General features: G+C 59.8%; 12 protein-coding genes, 1 tRNA gene and 1 pseudogene. 6 read left to right on the top strand and 8 right to left on the bottom strand.

What is annotated here, in order from left to right; translation table 11 throughout:
- Positions 1–7: 7 nt before the first annotated feature.
- On the top strand, positions 8–2,656 hold the full coding sequence (locus tag HYPDE_RS02870) for a nitrate reductase (protein ID WP_187290874.1): 2,649 nt from the start codon (positions 8–10) through the stop codon (positions 2,654–2,656).
- A gap of 741 nt (positions 2,657–3,397) precedes the next feature.
- The gene (gene nirK / locus HYPDE_RS02860; protein ID WP_015596837.1) at positions 3,398–4,858 is read left to right on the top strand and encodes a copper-containing nitrite reductase; all 1,461 of its coding nucleotides are present in this window, start codon (positions 3,398–3,400) and stop codon (positions 4,856–4,858) included.
- A 273-nt stretch (positions 4,859–5,131) separates the two neighbouring features.
- Here nirK and HYPDE_RS02855 read toward each other — a convergent pair whose 3' ends face one another.
- The 3 genes from HYPDE_RS02855 to HYPDE_RS02845 all read right to left on the bottom strand — a co-directional run bounded on the left by HYPDE_RS02855 (position 5,132) and on the right by HYPDE_RS02845 (position 8,018).
- Positions 5,132–6,286 carry an NnrS family protein gene (locus HYPDE_RS02855; protein ID WP_015596836.1) on the bottom strand — a complete coding sequence of 385 codons (1,155 nt, stop codon included), beginning with the start codon at positions 6,284–6,286 and terminating at the stop codon, positions 5,132–5,134.
- Between the two features lie 216 nt (positions 6,287–6,502).
- On the bottom strand, positions 6,503–7,570 hold the full coding sequence (locus HYPDE_RS02850; protein WP_015596834.1) for a tellurite resistance/C4-dicarboxylate transporter family protein: 1,068 nt from the start codon (positions 7,568–7,570) through the stop codon (positions 6,503–6,505).
- Between the two features lie 265 nt (positions 7,571–7,835).
- Positions 7,836–8,018, bottom strand: coding sequence for a hypothetical protein (locus HYPDE_RS02845; RefSeq protein ID WP_144061158.1), 183 nt, complete (start codon positions 8,016–8,018; stop codon positions 7,836–7,838).
- Between the two features lie 661 nt (positions 8,019–8,679).
- Between HYPDE_RS02845 and selA the strand changes: the two genes are divergently transcribed.
- The 3 genes and pseudogenes from selA (at position 8,680) to HYPDE_RS19245 (ending at position 12,095) form a co-directional block, all read left to right on the top strand.
- The gene (selA, locus tag HYPDE_RS02840) at positions 8,680–10,014 is read left to right on the top strand and encodes an L-seryl-tRNA(Sec) selenium transferase (RefSeq protein WP_244437760.1); all 1,335 of its coding nucleotides are present in this window, start codon (positions 8,680–8,682) and stop codon (positions 10,012–10,014) included.
- Between the two features lie 35 nt (positions 10,015–10,049).
- Positions 10,050–11,930: pseudogene (selB, locus tag HYPDE_RS02835) on the top strand (selenocysteine-specific translation elongation factor); the annotation flags it as partial.
- A gap of 69 nt (positions 11,931–11,999) precedes the next feature.
- Positions 12,000–12,095: transfer RNA gene (locus HYPDE_RS19245), tRNA-Sec, on the top strand.
- Positions 12,096–12,122: 27 nt separating this feature from the next.
- Here HYPDE_RS19245 and selD read toward each other — a convergent pair.
- Positions 12,123–13,169 (bottom strand): selenide, water dikinase SelD, encoded by a 1,047-nt coding sequence (gene selD, locus HYPDE_RS02830; RefSeq protein ID WP_015596829.1) that lies wholly within the window; start codon positions 13,167–13,169, stop codon positions 12,123–12,125.
- Between the two features lie 106 nt (positions 13,170–13,275).
- Here selD and HYPDE_RS02825 point away from each other — a divergent pair, with 106 nt between their 5' ends.
- Positions 13,276–14,346: a permease gene (locus tag HYPDE_RS02825; protein ID WP_015596828.1), complete on the top strand. Its 1,071-nt coding sequence runs from the start codon at positions 13,276–13,278 to the stop codon at positions 14,344–14,346.
- On the opposite strand, the gene fdhE is transcribed toward HYPDE_RS02825, so the two are convergent.
- Genes fdhE through fdnG form a run of 4 tightly spaced genes read right to left on the bottom strand, consistent with a single transcriptional unit; the run spans position 14,336 to position 19,992 of the window.
- Positions 14,336–15,241, bottom strand: coding sequence for a formate dehydrogenase accessory protein FdhE (fdhE, locus tag HYPDE_RS02820; protein WP_015596827.1), 906 nt, complete (start codon positions 15,239–15,241; stop codon positions 14,336–14,338). The two genes, HYPDE_RS02825 and fdhE, sit on opposite strands and share 11 nt — an antisense overlap.
- A gap of 46 nt (positions 15,242–15,287) precedes the next feature.
- The gene (locus HYPDE_RS02815) at positions 15,288–15,965 is read right to left on the bottom strand and encodes a formate dehydrogenase subunit gamma (RefSeq protein WP_015596826.1); all 678 of its coding nucleotides are present in this window, start codon (positions 15,963–15,965) and stop codon (positions 15,288–15,290) included.
- Complete coding sequence (fdxH, locus tag HYPDE_RS02810; protein ID WP_041319859.1) at positions 15,962–16,909, bottom strand: formate dehydrogenase subunit beta; 948 nt, start codon at positions 16,907–16,909, stop codon at positions 15,962–15,964. The genes HYPDE_RS02815 and fdxH overlap by 4 nt, the downstream gene beginning before the upstream one ends.
- A gap of 11 nt (positions 16,910–16,920) precedes the next feature.
- Complete coding sequence (gene fdnG, locus HYPDE_RS02805) at positions 16,921–19,992, bottom strand: formate dehydrogenase-N subunit alpha (protein WP_144061157.1); 3,072 nt, start codon at positions 19,990–19,992, stop codon at positions 16,921–16,923.
- Between the last annotated feature and the right edge of the window lie 511 nt (positions 19,993–20,503).

Raw genomic sequence — 20,503 nt, 5'->3', positions numbered from 1 at the left:
CATGATCGTGCCGCGCTCGGTCAAGACGACCTGCCCGTACTGCGGCGTCGGCTGTGGCATCGTTGCCGATGTCGCGAGCGACGGCGGCGTGAGCATCAACGGCGACACCGAGCATCCCGCCAACTATGGGCGGCTCTGCTCAAAGGGCTCCGCCCTTGCCGAAACCATCGGCCTCGATGGCCGATTACTCTATCCGGAGGTCGGCGGTGCGCGCGCCGATTGGGAAACGGCCCTCGATCTCGTGGCCGCACGCTTCAGCGAAACCATCCGCCGGTACGGACCGGACGCGGTCGCGTTCTATGTATCGGGCCAGCTTCTGACCGAGGATTATTATGTCGCCAATAAGCTGATGAAGGGCTTCATCGGTTCGGCCAACATCGACACCAATTCCCGTCTGTGTATGGCCTCGTCCGTCGCCGGGCATCGCCGCGCCTTTGGCTCCGACACTGTACCCGGCTGTTATGAGGACCTCGAACTCGCCGATCTCGTCGTTCTCGTTGGCTCAAATCTCGCCTGGTGCCACCCGGTTCTCTACCAGCGCATTGTGGTCGCCAAGGAAAAGCGTCCGGAGCTGAAAGTCGCCTTGATCGATCCGCGCCGCACGACCAGCGCCGACATTGCAGACATACATCTTTCGATTCGACCCGATGGAGACGTTGCACTTTTTCTCGGCCTGTTGCGCCATCTTGCAAGCAACAGCACCATTGATGCGGACTATATTGCGCGTTACGCGACCGGGTTTGAGCAGGCACTCGCCGCAGCGCAAGCCCTCGACCGGGATGCCCTGATACGACGCATCGGGGTTCCGCATAGCCAACTCGAAGAGTTTTATGACCTGTTCGCGGTCACGGAGCGAACCGTGACCGTCTACAGCCAGGGCGTCAATCAGTCGTCCTCCGGCACCGACAAGGTCAACGCCATCATCAACTGCCACCTGGCAACGGGACGCGTAGGCAAGCCCGGCATGGGTCCGTTCTCGGTCACGGGGCAGCCGAACGCGATGGGCGGACGCGAAGTCGGCGGCCTCGCGAACATGCTCGCGGCTCACATGACGATCGAGGACGCCAACGATCGCGACTGCGTACATCGCTTCTGGCGCGCACCCACCATTGCGACGAAGCCCGGCTTGAAAGCCGTCGACATGTTCCGCGCCGTGGGCGATGGGCGCATCAAGGCGCTGTGGATCATGGCGACCAACCCGGTCGTTTCGATGCCAGAGGCGGAAAACGTCAGGCAAGCCATCGCCTCGTGTCCGTTCGTCGTCGTGTCGGACGTGACGGCCGACACCGACACCGCCAAGCTTGCACATGTGCTCCTGCCGGCTCTCGCCTGGGGGGAGAAGAGTGGAACGGTTACGAACTCGGAACGGCGAATCTCGCGCCAGCGCAGTTTCTTGCGCGCGCCGGGTAGCGCTCGGCCCGATTGGTGGATCGTCACGGAAGTCGCCAAGCGTATGGGACACGCTGAAGCGTTCGCATACAGCGCGCCAGCGGACATCTTCGCGGAACATGCGGCACTATCGGCGTTCGAGAATATCGGCACTCGCAGTTTCGACATCGGCGCCTACGCGAATCTCGATTCCCGTGCCTATGAGGAGCTTGAACCATTTCAATGGCCGTGCCGGGTAAACTCGCCTGGAACGGCGCGCATGTTCGCCGAGGGCGGCTTCTACACCCAGGACCGCAGGGCGCGCTTCGTGCCCGTCAGGCTTACCGCCGAAGAAAGAACAACGTCCGACTTCCCGCTCACGCTCAACACCGGCCGCGTGCGCGACCACTGGCATACCATGACGCGTACCGGAAAAAGCCAGCGTTTGTCACAGCACTACGCTGAGCCGTTCGTCGAAATACACCTCGAAGACGCCAAGCGCTTTCGCATCACCGACGCCGATCTCGTCCGCATCTCCACCGGCCTCGATGCCATCCTGGTGCGCGCCCTCGTCACCCCCCGCCAGCAGCCGGGATCGATCTTCGTTCCGATGCATTGGAACGACCAGTTTGCATCTTGCGCGCGTGTCGACCGTCTCGTCCCCGGCATGACCGACCCCATATCCGGACAACCCGCATCGAAGAACGTGCCCGCCCGCATCGAGAGATTTCATGCCGCGACATACGGGTTTGCCGTTCTGCGCGAAAGACCCAAGCACATTGCCGCCGAGTATTGGGCCATCGCGAAATGCGACGGCGGCTGGCGTTTGGAAATAGCGCTTGCCGCTGAGCCTGCCGATTGCAGCGCATTCGCAAGCGGCCTGCTCGGCAAGGCGAGAGATTTCATCTTCTACCGAGATCTGCAGACCGGACGCATGCGATTCGCGTGCTACGATAACGGACGGCTCTGCGGAATTCTGTTCCTGGCGCCCGAGCCTGTCGCCGTGTCGCGCGAATGGGCGATCTCCCAACTCGCCACAACCACAATCGCTACCGGCAAGCGCAATGCCGTCCTCGCAGGCCGCCCGGGCCCAGGCGCTGCCGACAGGGGCGCGATCGTCTGCGCCTGTTTTGGCATTGGCGTCAACGAAATTGCTGCCGCCGTCGCGCGCGGCTGCTGCACGGTCGCGACCGTCGGCGAGGCTACGCAGGCGGGAACCAATTGCGGATCATGCCGGCCGGAAATCAGAAAGATCGTTGACCGACATGCGCTCGCAAATGCCAATTGAAGCAACCTAATTTGCCCTCAAAACGATAGGCGCCGCAGAGTTCGGGTGCGTGGATCGCCGGCATCAGATAGCACCGGCCCAGGCGGTTGAACCTCGCAAGTTGACGCGTTTCCAAGGCCAGCCCAGACGATACCATTCTGGTGTCACGTTTCAGGCCGACCGCGGAGACACCCTTCTCGCTCCGCTTCCACCTGATCTAGAAATCCCGATGCAAGGACCAACGCGGCCGTCGCGTCCTGCCGGCGTTGGCAAGGGCGAGCGCGGAAAAGAAGACCCTCAAAAGGGTGGCAACCAAAGAGACGCGGGCATGGGGCTCGGAAGCGCAATGACATTGGGTGGCGGCGTGGGTCTGGGAGTCGGGAAAGGCGATAGCGACGAAGATCCGCTTCCGCCAAACCATCAGTCTTAACGGCGCCCGTCTAAATTCACGCGATGAAGAGTCCCAAAAAATGGCCTTGGCCACATCTGGCCGGCATGTTTGGAATTCTGGGAATCCGTCGAAGGTCAAGATCTACGGGGGCGCGACATTGCATCCTGAAGATTTTGCCGGGCGATTTGTCTCTTTTGTCTAAGGACAAAGATCTCCCCCCGGAGAGCGTGCTTTGGGACCAGAGAGAGCCCGGAGCGAAAAGATCCGCAAGCAGATCGATCATCCTGTTGGGCTACATGCCGTGCGCACTGCGATGACATCAACAGCAGAGTTCGCGGTCGATTTGAACGTGCGAACATAAGGAGGAGATCATGGTGTTCCACCGCTATGGGGCGGCTATTGCCTTCATGGTAAGCGGGCTAATCTGGGTGCCCGCCGCACATGCGCAACAGCATCAGCACGCGACGCCGCCGACCGCGGCAGCTGCCGATGCGCCGGCTGCAAGCCAACAGTCAAAACCCTCCGAAAGCGACAAATCGGAATCGTCGATGAGTTCGCACGCTCCGGTCGTATTTACCTTGCGCACCGGCATCGCTGAAGGCCGCATGGTTTATATCGGCGTCGGCGGCGACATCGATCGCCAGGTCAACCCGAAGCTGGTGGTGCACGAGGGTGAAACAGTTCAGATCAACCTCATTAACGGCGAGGGCGCCCAGCACGACGCTGTTATCGACCAGTATGCCGCACGTTCGGCCATCGTCAGTGGAAAGAACGCCAGCTCCACTTTCTCATTCATCGCAAGCAAGGTTGGCCAGTTCGACTACTACTGCTCGCTCCCCGGACACCGCCAGGCGGGCATGCAGGGCGTGTTGCAGGTCGTGCCGGGCAACCGTGCCGAGATGCCGTCTACGGCGGCCGACATCACGCGAGACCCCGCGGATCTGCCAGGGCCCATCGGAGCGCGTCAGGCGAAAACAGTGCGCATCGACCTCGAAACCGTCGAACTCAAAGGGCAACTGGATGACAAGACGACGTATACTTACTGGACCTTCAACGGCAAGGTGCCTGGTCCCTTCCTGCGTGTGCGCGTCGGCGACACTGTCGAACTGCATCTGAAAAATGCAAAGGATAGCCTGATGATCCACTCCGTGGATTTTCACGGCGCGACCGGGCCCGGTGGCGCCGCCGCGTACACGCAGACCGACCCCGGAGCCGAGACCGTCGTCACCTTCAAGGCCCTTGTACCTGGCATTTTCGTCTATCACTGCGCCACGCCCAGTGTGCCCAACCACATCACCAATGGCATGTATGGACTTCTGCTGGTTGAGCCGGAAGGCGGTCTGCCACAGGTGGACCGCGAGTTCTACGTCATGCAGGGCGAGATCTACACGGTCAAACCGTTTGGCACGTCCGGCGAGCAGGAAATGGACTATGAGAAGCTTATTAGCGAGAAACCGGAATATTTTCTCTTCAACGGTTCTGTCGGAGCTCTCACCCGAACGCACCCCCTCTATGCCAACGTTGGCGAGACGGTACGCATTTTCTTTGGCGTAGGCGGACCCAATTTCACGTCATCCTTCCACGTCATCGGTGAGATATTCGATCACGTCTATGCGCTCGGCAGTGTCACGTCGCCGCCGCTGACAGGCGTGCAGACCGTCTCGGTCCCGCCGGGCGGCGCTACGATCGTTGACTTCAAGCTCGACAGAGGAGGTCGCTATGTCCTGGTCGATCATGCTCTCTCACGCTTGGATCACGGGCTCGTCGGGTTTCTCAATGTAGATGGCCCGAAGAATGACGCGATTATGCACGAGGGACCTCCTAAACAGTAATGTAGGAGTGTGTCGCGGAGACCTCAACGTACCCTCGAGGTCTCCGCATTCAATACAGCGGCTTCCAAGAACATAGGACGGTATCGGCGCTAGGAGCCGCATCACACCGTTCTTCATGGTGTGAGCGAAGCAACCCAGACGCGCTTCTCCAGCACGGCACTGAACAAAGAACTTGGAGCCGGTTGCGCCTCGATCCGGCTAACGAGCCAACATATCACATCCAGCCTTGGGATACCGTGGCGGTGACCATGCTCCTGATTACATTCAAGTAGATCACACCTCACGCCAAGTCGCGCGTCGCAGTAACGGGTCTCTGAAGGCAAGAAGGAATAGGAGAAAGGCAGCGATCCAGCTTGTCGCTGAAAGAAGCAGCCAGAACGTGCGCCCATTCGAGGCCACCTCCGCTACGGTGCGCGCGGGCACGGCAATAGCCGCACAAAAAAGCGATGCCGACGTCAATGCGGAGAACACGAACGGTGTGTGGGAATGCCGTCTGATCATGCTTGCCATGACAGCAATGCTCATGAGTCCGATAGCGCCGAGCGCCCAAGCATGAACCGCTGCAGCCTCGCTTACGAACGACGGCCAGACGATGGCAGCGGCATGGAGCGCGAAGCCGACGGGAATCCAGCCGTACGCAGCATGCAGAGCGAGTATGGATGCTGAGTCCGAGACCCGCCATCCCTGCCAACGAGCCAGACGTTCCGTTTGAACGATGAAAGCGCACGCTGAGGCCACGGCCGTGACACCGGCCTTGGGTGCAATCACCCAGGCACAGAGAGCAGCCGCGACAGCTAGAGCGGCAGTCGTCTCGATCCATCTCCGGCGCGGATCTGGTGGCGATTCGCCCCGCGCCTTCAGCCAAGCGGCCGTCAGCGCCGGTGCGATGCGCCCGCCGAGCACGACAACGAGACCGAGGACAGACGCAAGGCCAAGGCGCATTGCCGTCTCCTTCGTGGCGCCCCCCGGATGCAGTGAGGCGAAACCGGCCGCTACGGCAAAGCCAGCGAGGAGCAGCACGATCTTCGATTCTCGCCAAGCGCGGCTCGCTAACACTTGGCGCGCAGTCACGAGCGCCAGGGTCATTACGAACACCGCCGCGACTCCTGGAGCCCACGCTTGCGCGTGCAAGCTCTCTCCTGGCAGGGCGTGCGCCACGCGCCCGGCGACCCAAAGAACAGCAAGCGCCATTAGCGTAGTCGGGGTTACCGGAGGCCGCCGCGTCCAGCGTGGCAAAGCGGTCAGCACGAAACCGGCAAGAACCGCCGGCATCATGCCAAAGAGTAGCTCGTCGCGATGCCAAACCGCCAAGGGTACTCCGGCGACGTCCCCCGTAGCGATATCGAGAAGCTTAGGTAACCAGAGCCCGACCGCTATGATCGCATCGACGGCGGCGAACAGAAAGAAGACGCGAAAGGCATGCGCCACAGGCTCCTTGGCACATGATGGCGCCGCTGGGCAGGTACGACATGTCATGCTCGACCTATGGCGGCTTCGCCGTACGCGTGAAGAAGCGATGATTGCAAAATCCGTTTTCTTCCGAGCCGAGGAGCGGCGCATTCTAGGCCGGATCAAGGGAGCATCTTTGCGGCAGACCAAACACCGCCAACCTGATGGCAGGCAAGCCGACGACCACGTTTGCTTCTACGCCGGCGGGGAAATGAGAACCCGCCACAGACTGCGTAGCATTCCGACGAAAGTGATCACCCAGGCAGCGAGGGAGACGTAAAAGAAGCTGCGGGGAAGCGCGGCAAGAAAGCCAAATTCCATCGCCCGATCCATCTGCCAGGTGCACGCGGCGTACATGCCGAGCGGAAACACGACGCCCCAATATAATGGATCGTATTCAAACGGAAACCGTTTGTAGACGTAGCGCCAGATGCCCAGCAATATGAGCATGGGAATCCACCACGTCCCAGTGGCCCAGTAGAACACCGTGAAGCCTTTTAGAAACGGCAGCAACGACATCAGATATGGCGCATGCGGCGCATTGAGAATGAGCAATGACCCGGCCAGCGTGGAAATCGCCATTGCTCCCATGTTGATCCAGTACGGCGGCGCGAGATCGTCAGGCGAAAAACGAAAGAACGTGTAGCGATAGAAAATCAGCGATATCATCCAGATGTACAGCATGCCGCCCCAGAGCCACATGGAGAGCGCCATGAGATTAAGCTCTAGGCGATAAGGCTGACCGATCCGCGACGCAAGCAGCGCACTTGAGACCGAGAGAGCCTGCGTCGCGACGACAGCGAGCAGCCAGCCGCCACTAATGCCCTTATCGAGCGTGGGTTTCTCAACCTTCACCGTGAAGGCCGTGAAGATTGTGTATGTCAGACCGATCCAGAGAACGACGGCTAATAGCCATAGCGCACCGCCGACAGACGCATCTTCGCGAAGCAGTATGAATTGGCTGGCGAGAATCCCGGTACCGGCTACCGCGGTGAAATATCCCGGTCCGGTCAAGTGCCCGATCATATCGCCGAAAAACCGACGAGGATATACGAGCGCGCGCGCACCAAAGAGGACACTCAACACAACGTACTGCGCTAGGTTTAAATAAAACAATCCGTATGCGAGACGCGCATATCCCATCATGAAGCCGGCCAAAGACACGATGCCTGTGGCCATCACCAAGCCGAAGTATGCGGGAGACAAATCCGCGAGTCCGGACACCGCTCGGGTAGGAATGAGGTTACGAACTTCGGCCGTCATCTACGCCCTCTTTCATGAAACCAGTTCGAATGAGAGAACGTCGCTTCTTTCACCCGATTATTGGTACAGATCGCAGCGGCAGTCATAGATCCAGCGTCACGATCGACGACCTCCCCGGGCAGACAGGTTTAGCGACGCGAGTACGCCTCCTGTGCTCTCGGCGCATGGCACGATCCGAGCGCCGAAAAGAGACGACATCCTAGCGGTAAACTCTATCGATGCACCAGATATCGCTGCTGCACCGGTCAAGACATCGAATAGGCACTTAAACCGCGGACTTAGATCGCTCATCTTTGCGTATAAGTCCGAACTCTTGCGCAAGTCGCCTGATGATATCCTGCCGATCAGCGAGCGGCACGCCAATGCGCGCCAGCGTACCGATTTCTCCCTTGAGGTCGTGGAGAAATACCTCCCGCACGATCTGCTCGGCGCGCTCTTGATCGGTCATATGTCCCCCCCACATGTCGAGGATTAGACTGGCTGCTTCTCACGCAACCGAACTGATCGGTTGAAATCAACTGACAAGCCTGCGAGGCCATCACCCGGCGCCCTCGGAATCAAAGCCGCGCCGCAATCCGCTTGCCCTCGCCAAAGCGATCCACTGGCCGAAACTAGCTGGCAGGTATTCTGCGGAAACTCAGCGCAGAAAACCAGCAGCCCCCGACGCTTGAGCGAAGCGATCGCATACTTTTGTATATTTAGCTGTTTTTGAAGCGGCCCCACTTAACCGAAGTCAAACGCACTGAGACCTCATTCCGACAGCCAAGATTCGGCCGCCGTCTGGTAGGCTACGTCGCGGTAAACGCCCAAAATAATGTTTCACCCGGTGTACATTCGGCTCCAGTGCAAAAGAAACGGAAGAAAACGCCGGTTCGGGGCCATCTTCACGCGGCCGTCCAGCCCCGGGGAATGGCCACAAGCCCTGACTAAGGGCCGGCCTTGTCGCATTCCAGGCGGGGTGTATTCTTGTGGCAGTTCTGCCGGCCGGGACGCAAAGGCGGTGCGCCGCCCGGCGATTTTGTTTCGAGGCCGTTTTGGAACGCCGAATAGAACCCGGGCTCCGCAATTTGCCGTCGGTCGACGCGGTCCTCAAGACGAATACGGCCGCAATGCTTGTAGAGCGATTCGGCCGCAACGCGGCGGTGAGCGCCATACGGACGGCGCTCAAGGACGCGCGCATCGCGTTGAAATCGGGCATCTTATCCGCACACACAACGGAGCATCTCGCGCAGCAAGCCCTCGCCAAGCTCAGCGAGGAAGACCGATCGAGCCTCCGGACGCTTTTCAACTTAACGGGAACCGTCCTGCACACCAATCTCGGTCGGGCCTTGCTTGCAGAGGAAGCTATCACCGCCGCAACGGAGGCCATGCGCAACGCCGTCGCGCTTGAGTTCGATTTAACGAGCGGCAAACGCGGCGAACGCGACGATCACGTGAGGTCGATTCTGTGCGACCTCACCGGAGCGGAGGACGCGACCGTCGTCAACAACAACGCAGCCGCGGTTCTTTTGGCGCTCAATACGCTCGCCGGAGGGCGCGATGCGATCGTATCCCGAGGCGAATTGATCGAGATCGGCGGCGCCTTCCGAATGCCCGACATCATGATGCGCGCCGGAGCACGGCTGGTCGAGGTCGGGACGACCAATCGTACCCACGCCAGCGACTATGAGAGAGCACTGAAGCCCGAAACAGGCGTCATTCTGAAGGTCCATACGTCCAACTACTGCATCATGGGATTTACCGCCGAAGTGAGCGCGGGAGATCTTGCAGCGATCGCGGCGGATGCGAACGTCCCGCTGATGCACGATCTCGGATCGGGCACACTTCTGGACCTGACACGCTTTGGGCTCGAAAAGGAACCTACGGTTCGAGACGCGGTTGCACACGCGGGCCTTGTAACTTTCTCCGGAGACAAGCTGCTCGGTGGACCTCAGGCGGGGTTCATCGTCGGCAAGCGCAGCTTGATCCAAGCGATCAACCGCAATCCGATGAAGCGCGCGCTCCGCGTCGACAAGATTCGGCTGGCGGCAATCGAGGCCACTCTGAAGTTGTATCGAAACCCAGAGCGCCTCGCCGAGCGGCTTCCAACGCTCAAGCTGCTGGCGCGAACGCAGGCGGATATCCGCGATCAGGTTGAGCGCATTCTGGCCAGGACAACGGACTGTGTCGGCGCAGCCTTTGCCGTCGAGATTTGCGACTGTCAGAGTCAGATCGGATCGGGCGCGTTGCCTCTCGCGACGCTACCGAGTGCCGGCATTCGCATTCATGTGAAGCACGGCGGTGGGCAAGCGCTTGAAAAGCTTGCGGCGGCAATGCGCGCCCTCGATCGGCCAATCGTCGGCAGAATAGAAGATAATAGCCTCATCCTGGATTTCAGGTGTTTGACCGATGAAGCCGGATTTCTTTCAGCTTTGTCTTTGCTCGATCGTAGCGCATTAGCCTGAACGAAAGAACATTTTGGGGCAGAGCCTAGCCCATCATGATCATCGGCACCGCCGGACATATCGACCATGGAAAGACGGCACTCGTCAAAGCCCTGACGGGAGTCGAAGGCGACCGCCTCAAGGAAGAGAAGGCGCGCGGAATTACGATCGATCTGGGCTTTGCCTACCTGCCGACGTCGCAGGGACTAACGCTCGGCTTCATCGATGTTCCGGGCCATGAGCGTTTCGTTCACACGATGGTGGCTGGGGCCAGCGGCATCGACTTCGCAATGTTGACGGTCGCAGCCGACGACGGCATCAAGCCTCAGACGCTCGAGCATCTTTCGATCATCGATCTCCTCGGGATCGCCCGCGGTATCGTTGTCATTACCAAAAAAGACCTGACGACAGCCGATTGCCTTTCGAAGGTCGCGGCCGACATCAAAGCGCTGACCGTTGGGACCACTCTCGAGACAGCAGATGTGGTGGCCGTTTCAGCCATAACGGGCGACGGAATCGATGCGCTTCGCGAACGCCTCGTCGACGCTGCTGCCAAGATCGGACAGCACCCGGCCGACGGACGCTTTCGGCTTGCTGTCGACCGGGCCTTCACGCTCCAAGGCATCGGCGTTGTCGTCACGGGCACCGTGCTTTCGGGCAGGATCGAGGTCGGTAATCATGTCCGCCTGAGCCCATCGGGATTGATCGCGCGTGTGCGCTCCATACACGCACAGAACCAACCGGCAGAGTTTGGGAAAGCTGGCGACAGGTGTGCGCTGAATCTTACCGGCCCCGAAATCTCGAAAGACGCGATCCACCGCGGCGATGTCGTGCTCGATCCCGAGCTGCATGCGCCGACCGATCGCATCGATGCAGTGCTGCGCATTCTGCAGCGAGAGGAGAAGCCGATCAGTCAGTGGTTTCCTATCCGCCTCCATCACGGAGCGGCGGAGATCGGTGCGCATATCGCGTTGCTCGGCGACAAGCCCATTCCGCCGGGCGCCACGACGGATGTCCAGCTTGTGCTCGACGAGCCGATTGCTGCCGCCGTACCTGATCGCTTTGTTATTCGCGACGTGTCGGGTCGGCGGACGATCGGCGGCGGCAAGTTCATAGATCTTCGTCCTCCAGCGCGAAAAAGGCGAACGCCGGAACGGCAAGCCCAACGTGCTGCAATGACGCTCGATGACGCGACAAAAGCCTTTTCGGCACTACTGGCCGCGCCGCCTTTTGCAGTCGATGTCTCAAGCTTCGCGCGAGATCGGGCGCTGTCCGAGAAAAGCGTTGAGCAGATCAAGGATGAGCTCGCGATCGTAACGTTCGGGACGGATGAGTCCGCGATTGCGGTGTCGCTCAAGACTTGGCAGACCTTTGCAACGGATCTGAAAAACGCGCTCGGCGCGTTTCACGCCGACAATCCAGACCGGCAAGGCATCGGGCGCGAGCAGCTTCGTTTAATGCTGCAGCCTCGGCTCTCGAAACCGAGTTTTGCTGTCGCCCTCCAGAAAGCCGCTGAAAGCGGCGACATTGCCCTCGATGGTGCATTCGTCAGGCTGTCGTCGCATCAGGCTAGGCTCAGCACAGCGGACGAAGCGACATGGCAGTCGATTGCGCCGCTGCTCGGAGGTGACGAGCGCTTCCGGCCGCCTCGCGTCCGCGATATTGCCGAGGTAATTGATCACAGCGAACACGACGTCCGGCGGCTGTTCAAGCTCGCAGGACGCGCCGGCTGGGTGGATGAAATTGCGCACGATCATTTCTTTTTGCGCGGGACGGTTCAGGAAATGCTGGCGACGGCCATCGACATCAGTCGCAAATCAGAGGCGGGTTTCTTCACCGCCGCCGACCTACGCGATCGTCTCTCCAATGGACGTAAGGTCGCGATCCAGATTCTGGAATTCTTCGACCGGCACGGCGTCACGCTTCGCAAAGGAGACATGCGCACGCTAAATAAGCATCGTCTGGACTTGTTCGGCGCCCTCGTGCATTCGTCGGCGCAGACGTCAGGAGGTGAATCGTCCCCGGTGGGGCGTTCGGACTTCAAATCCGAGTGGGGCAGCGAGCCTGCCCTAGGTGGGTTCGACTCCCATTCTCCTCCGCCAGTCATTTCAAGAAAGCGATGATGGCCGTCACGATATCTGAACCTGTGGCGACCCCTCGGATGCCGACCCGATGATGCGAGCGCTCGGATACCCATCCGATTCAATTTGAGTACGGAGCGTTTCGGCTCGTTCGGAAGCACAGGCGATGAGCAGACCGCCTGAGGTTTGCGGATCCGTGAGCAGTGATTTTTTCCAATCCGGAATATCCGGCGGCAATGTCACCTCGCCGCCGTAGCTCGCCCAGTTGCGTGCCGAGGCCCCCGTCTTATAGCCGGCATTAACCAGACTTTCGGCTTTCGTCAGAAACGGGACGCGAGCATAGGCGATATCGAGCGTCAGACGGCTCGCCCGTGCCATTTCGAGCGCATGGCCGAGCAACCCAAAGCCTGTGACATCCGTCATCGCATGGACGTCTTCATTTTCGGCCAGCTTTTGGCCGATGCGATTTAGAAGAGTCGTCGACGCCATCATCTCTGCGTAGGCATCACCCGGCAGCGCGCGTTTCTTGAACGCCGCGGAATAGATACCAATGCCGATCCCCTTGGTAAGGATGAGTGTGTCTCCAGGCCGCGCGCCTGAATTCCTACGGACATTACCGGGTTTCGTCAGTCCAATGACCGCCAGACCGTAGATCGGTTCGGGCGTATCGATCGAGTGGCCGCCTGCAATAGGAATCCCTGCCTCTGCACAAATCGATGACCCGCCTTGCAGAATCTCTCGCACCGCCTCGACGGGCAGCTTGTCGAGCGGCATGCCGAGGATGGCAAGCGCCAGCAGCGGCTTTCCACCCATCGCATAGACGTCCGAAATCGCGTTGGCAGCGGCAATCCTGCCGAAGTCGCGCGGATCATCGACCATCGGCATAAAAAAATCCGTTGTCGCGATGATGCAATGCTCGTCGTCGATCTGCCAGACGGCCGCGTCGTCTCCCGTCTCGACGCCAACGAGCAGTTGACTATAGAGCCATGCAGACGATTGCCCTGAAAGAAGCTCCTGCAGTACAGACGGCGCAAGTTTGCATCCGCATCCCCCACCGTGGGCCAGATCGGTTAAGCGGACAATTGGTGCAGACATGGGGCGCCTTTTTCGTAACGAATGGCGAGCCTCGGAATCCGAGACAACTCAACATTATTGGTATTAAGCTACCGATGTTCCGGCAGCACAAGGCTCGAAGAAAACGATGAATGCCATACGCCAACAAGCTGACAACACTGCACTCAAGGTGGCCGTTTTCCTCGTGTTGGCAACTGCCGGCTTGTTCTACGTGAAATGGCTCCCCTATTACAATCGGGCGTTCGTCGCGGCGGCCGAACACTCCATCGGCAATTCTATCCTGATGGGAACGGCCGCGTCACCGCCCGCGCCGTCATGGGATGCCGCGCTCGGCTACGCGCTGGCTTATGGAAAAGCGATCTGGCAGGCGATGGTTCTCGGCCTCCTTTTGGGGTCCGCGATTCAGGCTCTGCTTCCCGCCGATTGGGTGGCGCGCGTGCTCGGCAAGACGGGCTTTGGAAGTGTGGTGGCGGCCGGTGCGTTGTCGATCCCGAGCATGATGTGCACCTGCTGCGCAGCGCCTGTAGTCGTCGGATTGAGAGCGCGGCAGGCTTCTCCCGGCGCCGCAATCGCATTCTGGCTTGGCAATACGATCCTTAATCCCGCAACACTCGTGTTCATGGGTTTCGTTCTCGGATGGAATTGGGCGACGCTGCGTATCGTGCTTGGCGTCTTGATGGTATTCGGCCTCGGCTATCTGGTGAACCTGATGGTCACGCCCAAGGAGGCCGCCGAGGCCAATGCGGAGCTTTCGAAGTTCGTTACAAATTCAGGAGTCTCGGACTCCGCATCGAACCCGTTTCTGCGCTGGATTGAGATCTTCGTTCGGATGTCCATCCGCCTGATCCCGGAATATATCGTTATCGTGCTCCTACTCGGCGCAGCGAGAGCATGGCTTTTTCCAACGATCGGCGCCGATATCGGTAACGAAATTTGGTGGATCGTGGCCTTTGCCGTCGCGGGCACGCTCTTCGTCATTCCGACTACTGGTGAAGTGCCGATCATTCAAGCCATGCTTTTACTCGGCATCGGTGCTGGCCCTGCGGGAGCGTTGCTGATGACGCTGCCGCCCGTCAGCCTCCCGTCGCTTGCGATGGTTGCACGGTCGTTTCGGCCGCAGGTCCTGCTGTTCGTCGTTGCCGCCGTCGTCGCGATTGGAATTGTCTGCGGGCTGTTAGCGGCTGCGCTCAACTTCTGAGGTTATCGACAAGCAACAGCGGATTGGGGGCATGGCGCGACCAGCCCGCTTCCGCGACCATCATGTCGAGGCCGAGCGTCGCAAGATCGTCCGCAAACGGATCGATGCACATGTCTTTGGCCTGGTACAGCATCTTCGCATAGGTGTGACAATCGTCGCACACTTCCGCTTTGATCGCGCCAGAATCGCCTTCGATGCTCCTCAACGAGAGTGCTCCGGTGCCTTCGCACGTGATGCATACAGCGCGGACATGATTCCACGCTGTCGAGCAAAGCGAGCAGTAGAGATACCGCGTGCCCGGTGTTCGACCCGACGCCGTAATGAGGCCCGAGACTGGAGTAGAACCGCAGCACGGGCACGTCCCGCGGTCTGGCAACAATCTTAATAGCGGCGCGCGCAACGACGCTGCCGCAAGCGTGAAATAAACCTGCAGCGCAGCCGCGACGTAAAGAGCCCTAACGGCGTCATTGGAGTCTATGCTGCCGCATAGGAAATCGTGTGCAAGGCCCTCGATCGCGTCCGCACTGCTTAAGCGCAACTCGTCGATGGAGGCCGCTGAGCCCTCCGGCATCGGACTATGATCCAAGCCGTCGAGCAGAACCATCAAACCTTGTCGCCATGACGGATCTCTCTCATGAAGCTCAGGCGCGAGCGGCGGCTGCCGGGAGGCGACAGATTCCTCGAGCTGCTGCTCGTCTAACGGATGGGAAAGGGCAACAGACAGCGCAGCGGCGTGTTGAGCCCGCGCCAGAGCTGCCATGAACTTTAGCCACTCCGCCATCTGATGTCCCTCGGAGAGGGCGTCCAATCGAGATGCGGTGGCAATAAACCTGGTTTTGGGATCGGGCAGGCAAATCGGTTCGGGCGCCTGGACGCCACCGAGCGGGCTGCCCACCCACTTGCCTGTTGGCGGTGATCCGCCCTGTCTCACCGGCGTGCTCTCATTTGCGTGTTTCGCTACTGTCAACGTGTGGTCGCGGACCGGACGAACCGGTGGCGGCAAGCGACCGGAACCACTTGCGATGGTGCCGCCATGCCCAACCCGGCGTGACGTATCCTTGGGTCATCGCGCGCATCGAACCGCGAACCCAGATTGCCGCATACACATGGATAATCCAGATGATAATCGCCGCGATGGCTGCAAGCGAATGGATCAAGAGCGCCGCGCGTTGCGTTTCAATGGAGCTGGCAGTTCCAAAGTAAACTTCCCATGCCAGGAGACCCGTGAAGAGCAGAATCGGGATCAGCAGAGCCATTGACCAGAAGACGAACTTCTGGCCGGCGTTGAAGCGCGCGACTTCCGGGACCGCCTCCTCTTCCTTGTTGGCAAGGACACGATCGATCGCACGTATCCACGCGCTATCATCCTTCGTCCAAAGATTGTCGCGCCAGAATTGGACGACCATCCCCGCGTAGCTCACGACGAGTACGATGCCAATCCAGGGGTGAACTGCACGTGTCCACTGTCCGCCGCCGAACAGGTTCGACAGCCAGAAGAGTAGCGGGTCGAACATCGATAAGCCGGACAGCATCAGTAATACGAAGCAGGCGGCCGTGATCCAGTGGTTGATCCGGATCAGCGTCGGGTTTCGTATGAGCGTGCCTTTCGGTCGCGTCATGCCGGTCCTCCGCCAATATAGGGGTTTTCGCTCCCGCGCTTTTCACGCTCGGCAGCAAGAACACGCTCGGCTTCCTTCTCGTCCTCGGGCTGAACCTCATTCGGCCCTGTGATGACCCAATGGAGGAAGCCGACAACAGCCGATGCGGCAATTCCCGCGAGCGCTACAGGCTTAATGAGGCCCTTCCAGAATTCGACAGTTGCGCTGATCTTCGGGTTTTCCGGCAGCCCTGCATAGATCGAAGGCTTGTCGGCGTGATGAAGCACGTACATGACGTGCGTGCCGTCAACGCCGGGCGGATCGTAGAGGCCAGCGTTCTCGAAGCCGCGCGATTTGAGATCGACGATGCGTTCGCCCGCCCAATCGGTCATGTCCTTCTTGGAGCCGAACAGGATTGCGCCGGTAGGGCATGCTTTCACGCATGCGGGCTCCAGCCCAACGGCGACACGGTCCGAGCAGAGCGTGCATTTGTATGCTTTGTGATCGACGGGGCTGATGCGCGGAATATCGAACGGGCACCCCTTCACGCAATAACCGCAACCGATGCAGTTCTCGCTGATGAAGTCGACGATGCCATTGGCATATTGGACGATCGCGCCCGGCGCCGGACAGGCCTTCAGGCAACCTGGATCCTCGCAGTGCATGCAGCCGTCCTTGCGGATCAGCCACTCGAGGTTGCCCTGCTCGTTCTCGTATTCCGTGAAACGCATGAGCGTCCACGTGTGCGGGTCCAGATCCAGCGGGTTGTCGTAGGTCCCCTCGAAGGTTCCAACAGGTGCTCTAAGGTCATTCCACTCCATGCACGCTGCTTGGCACGCTTTGCAGCCGATGCAGCGTGTGACGTCGATCAGCTTTGCGACCTCGTCTTCATGGTTGCGGACGGACGGAGGCGTGAGCGTCGAAGCCGATCGCCGAATGTAGTTTTGTGACTGAAGGTCTGCCATCGGCGGCTCCGTCAAACCTCGGGCCCATTGACGCTCTCGACGTTCACGAGGAACGCCTTGAATTCCGGCGTTTGCGAATTCGCATCACCGACGGATGGCGTCAGCGTGTTGGCGCCGTAGCCTTTCCTGGCCTGTCCGGTGAAGCCCCAATGTAGCGGCACGCCGATCACATGAGTCGATTTGCCGTCGACGCTGAGCGGCTTGATCCGCTTTGTGACGTAGGCCTTGCAGACAACATGGCCGCGTTTTGAAGCGACGCGAACCCAGCTTCCCTGCGCAATGCCTTTTTCCTGCGCCAGCACTTCGCCGATCTCGATGAACTCCTCCGGCTGCAGGATTGCATTGATCAAGGCGTGCTTCGTCCAGAAGTGGAAGTGTTCCGTCAGTCGATACGTGGTCGCGACGTAGGGGAACTCGGATGGAGATCCAAACGCCTTGCGATCGTCGGCGAATACGCGTGCAGCAGGATTCGCGCTGACCTTTGGATGCAAGATGTTCGACACCGGAGACTCGAGCGGTTCATAGTGCTCGGGGAACGGCCCTTCGACCATTTGATCGCGTGCGAACAATCGAGCCGTACCCTCGGCGTTCATGATGAAGGGGCCGACGGACTCGGACGGCTTGACGGTCGGTCCGTAGTCGGGAACGTCGATGCCGACCCACTTGGTGCTATCCCACTGAATGACCGGTTTCTGCGGGTTCCAGGGATTGCCGGCGAGGTCGGCGCTGGCGCGGTTGTAGAGAATGCGCCGGTTCGCCGGCCACGCCCATGCCCAGTTCGGCGCAATGCCCTGCTCGCGCGGATCGGACGCGTCGCGCCGCGCCATCTGGTTGCCCTTCTCGGTGTAACACCCGGTAAAGATCCAGCAGCCCGAGTCCGTCGTGCCGTCGTCGCGAAGCTGCGCGAAAGTATCGAGCAACTGGCCGGCCTTCAGCACAACGGCGCCGGATGCGTCCTTGATATCGACGCGCGCGCGGCCGTTCATGTCTTTCGCAAGTTCGGCGGACGCCGGCTCCGTCGGGTCCGTGTAGTTCCACGTTAGATTGAGGATCGGATCCGGGAATGCGCCGCCTTCCTTGCGATAGAGTTCTCGTATCCGATGGAAGAGCTGCGACATGATCCAGATATCGGACTTGGCCTGGCCCGGCGGCTCGGCTGCCTTCCAATGCCATTGCAGCCAGCGCGCCGAGTTGACGAGAGAGCCGTCTTCTTCTGCGAAGCAGGTCGTCGGCAGCTGCAAGACTTCCGTCTGGATGGTCGCTGAATCGGCAGGGTTTTGCGGCCCGAAATTTTCCCAGAAGCGCGACGTTTCCGTATCGAGCGGATCCATCGTGACGAGGAACTTGAGCTTCGAGAGACCGCGGCGGATCTTGCCGCGGTCGGGGAATGCCTGCTGCGGATTGAACCCTTGGCAGATGTAGCCGTTCATCTCGCCTTGGTTCATCATCTCGAAAGCTTTGATGATGTCGTAGAGCGGAATATCGAGCTTCGGCAGCCAATCGTAAGCCCAGTTGTTTTCCGCCTTTGCGGCATCACCGAACATCGACTTCTGGAAGCTGACGAAAAACTTGCGGTAGTTCTGCCAATAGCTCGTCTGGCCCGGACGCAGCGGCTTGAACTGCCGCGTTTTCATATAGTCGTCGAATGTGACCTCGTGGTCTGCCGGCAGCGTCATGTAGCCGGGCATGAGATTGGACAGCAGTCCGACGTCGGTCAGGCCTTGAATGTTCGAATGTCCGCGCAGCGCGTTCATGCCTCCGCCGGCAACGCCGATATTGCCGAGCAGAAGCTGCACCATCGCCATCGCGCGGATATTCTGCGAGCCGACCGAATGCTGCGTCCAGCCCAGCGCAAACAGGCTCGTCATCGCCTTGTCGGGCGCCGACGTGTCCGCAATCATCTCGCAGATGTTCAGATACTTATCCTGCGGCGTGCCGCAGATGCGCGACACCATCTCGGGCGTGTAACGCGCAACGTGGGCGCGCAGAAGACTCATGACGCAACGCGGGTGTTGCCACGTATCGTCGACCTTGGCGAAGCCCTGCTCGTCGAGCTCGTAGTCCCAGCTCGATTTGTCGTAGTCGCCTTTCTCGTGATCGTAGCCGCTGAAAAGGCCGTCCTCGAAGCCGAAACCGTCTTTGACGATCAAGCCGGCGTTCGAATAGGCGCGCACGTACTCGTGCTGGATCTTGTCCTTTTCGAGCAGATATCGAATGACGCCCAAGAGGAAGGCGATGTCGGTGCCCGGCCGGATCGGCGCGTAATAGTCGGCAACGGACGCCGTGCGTGTAAAGCGCGGATCGACGACGACGAGCTTGGCGCCGTTTTCGATCTTCGCTTCGACGACCCACTTGAAGCCGCACGGATGCGCTTCAGCGGCGTTTCCGCCCATGACGATGACCAGATTGGCATTCTTGATATCCTGCCAAGTGTTGGTCATTGCACCGCGACCGAATGTTGGAGCCAGACTGGCCACCGTCGGTCCGTGTCAGACACGTGCTTGGTTATCGAAGACCAGCATCCCGAATGAACGGGCCACCTTCCATGTCAGGTACGACGTTTCGCTCGACGAGGCGGAGGCCGCCAGCATACCGGTCGTAATCCATCGGTTGACCGTCGTGCCTTGAGCATTTTTCGCGATGAAATTCTTGTCGCGGTCGTCTTTCATCAAGCGCGCGATCCGATCGAGCGCCCAATCCCAGGTGACTTCCTTGAATTCGGTGCCCCCCGGCGCGCGATACTTCGGAACTTGCAGGCGCGTCGGAGCGTGCACGACATCGAGGAGCGCCGAGCCTTTCGGACAGAGCGTGCCGCGATTGACGGGATGATCGGGATCGCCCTCGATGTGGATGATGTTGGAGCGCGCGTTCTTGGCGCGATCGCCCATGCTGTAAATGAGGATGCCACAGGCAACCGAGCAGTAGGTGCAGGTATTCCTCGTCTCTGTTGCAGCAGCCAATTTGAACGGACGGACGGATGCCGCCAGAGCTTCTCCCGAAGCAAAAAAGCCCAAGGCATCCACGGTCGATGCCGCGAGGGTTGCGGCAGTCAGCTTAACAAAGCCGCGGCGACTGATCTGCATTTGAATGCCTCCAACCGGCCAAGCCGAAGGCTAACCGAATTAGCGCTATCCAACAACATCAATGTCCATTGAAAAATTCTATCGAAACTGAGTGCACATCAATAATGTTTCAGGGCATTGAACCGGCTTCACCTGTTTTACCTCTGACTCCAGCGGCGACTGGGCAATTGCGCCAACGACGTATTTAGCAAGTTAGCAAGACCGGCATGAGGAAGCCTACAGGCCCCGCAAAGCAAATGACCGGCGCAGCGCCATGCGCCTGCCAAGTTGTTCCTAACCTAACGTTTCATTATGGAGAAAGTGCCATGGCAGCGAGAAGACGGCACCCCGACTTCCAAGTTGATGAAAGAGGCGCGCGCTTCCCCGAGGCAGGCATACGGAAATACCCCTACCGCGGCCCCGCTCGAAGCATGAGGACATCAACACAGTAGGAATCGTTAGCCATCGGGAGATTCCATTCCCCGTGCGGCAAACCATTCGAGATCATTACGGAGCCAACGCGAAAATTCAC

Source organism: Hyphomicrobium denitrificans 1NES1, assembly GCF_000230975.2.
Classification (GTDB): Bacteria; Pseudomonadota; Alphaproteobacteria; order Rhizobiales; family Hyphomicrobiaceae; genus Hyphomicrobium_B; species Hyphomicrobium_B denitrificans_A.
The sequence above is the reverse complement of the archived record's forward strand: the minus strand, read 5'-3'. Positions and strand labels throughout refer to the sequence as shown.

What these genes read in the sequence shown, in the direction of transcription:
- nirK (WP_015596837.1), top strand. Translation starts at nt 3,398, where the DNA reads ATGGTGTTCCACCGCTATGGGGCGGCTATTGCCTTCATGGTAAGCGGG.
- HYPDE_RS02850 (WP_015596834.1), bottom strand. Translation starts at nt 7,570, where the DNA reads ATGACGGCCGAAGTTCGTAACCTCATTCCTACCCGAGCGGTGTCCGGA.
- HYPDE_RS02845 (WP_144061158.1), bottom strand. Translation starts at nt 8,018, where the DNA reads ATGACCGATCAAGAGCGCGCCGAGCAGATCGTGCGGGAGGTATTTCTC.
- selA (WP_244437760.1), top strand. Translation starts at nt 8,680, where the DNA reads ATGCTTGTAGAGCGATTCGGCCGCAACGCGGCGGTGAGCGCCATACGG.
- selD (WP_015596829.1), bottom strand. Translation starts at nt 13,169, where the DNA reads ATGTCTGCACCAATTGTCCGCTTAACCGATCTGGCCCACGGTGGGGGA.
- HYPDE_RS02825 (WP_015596828.1), top strand. Translation starts at nt 13,276, where the DNA reads ATGAATGCCATACGCCAACAAGCTGACAACACTGCACTCAAGGTGGCC.
- HYPDE_RS02815 (WP_015596826.1), bottom strand. Translation starts at nt 15,965, where the DNA reads ATGACGCGACCGAAAGGCACGCTCATACGAAACCCGACGCTGATCCGG.
- fdxH (WP_041319859.1), bottom strand. Translation starts at nt 16,909, where the DNA reads ATGGCAGACCTTCAGTCACAAAACTACATTCGGCGATCGGCTTCGACG.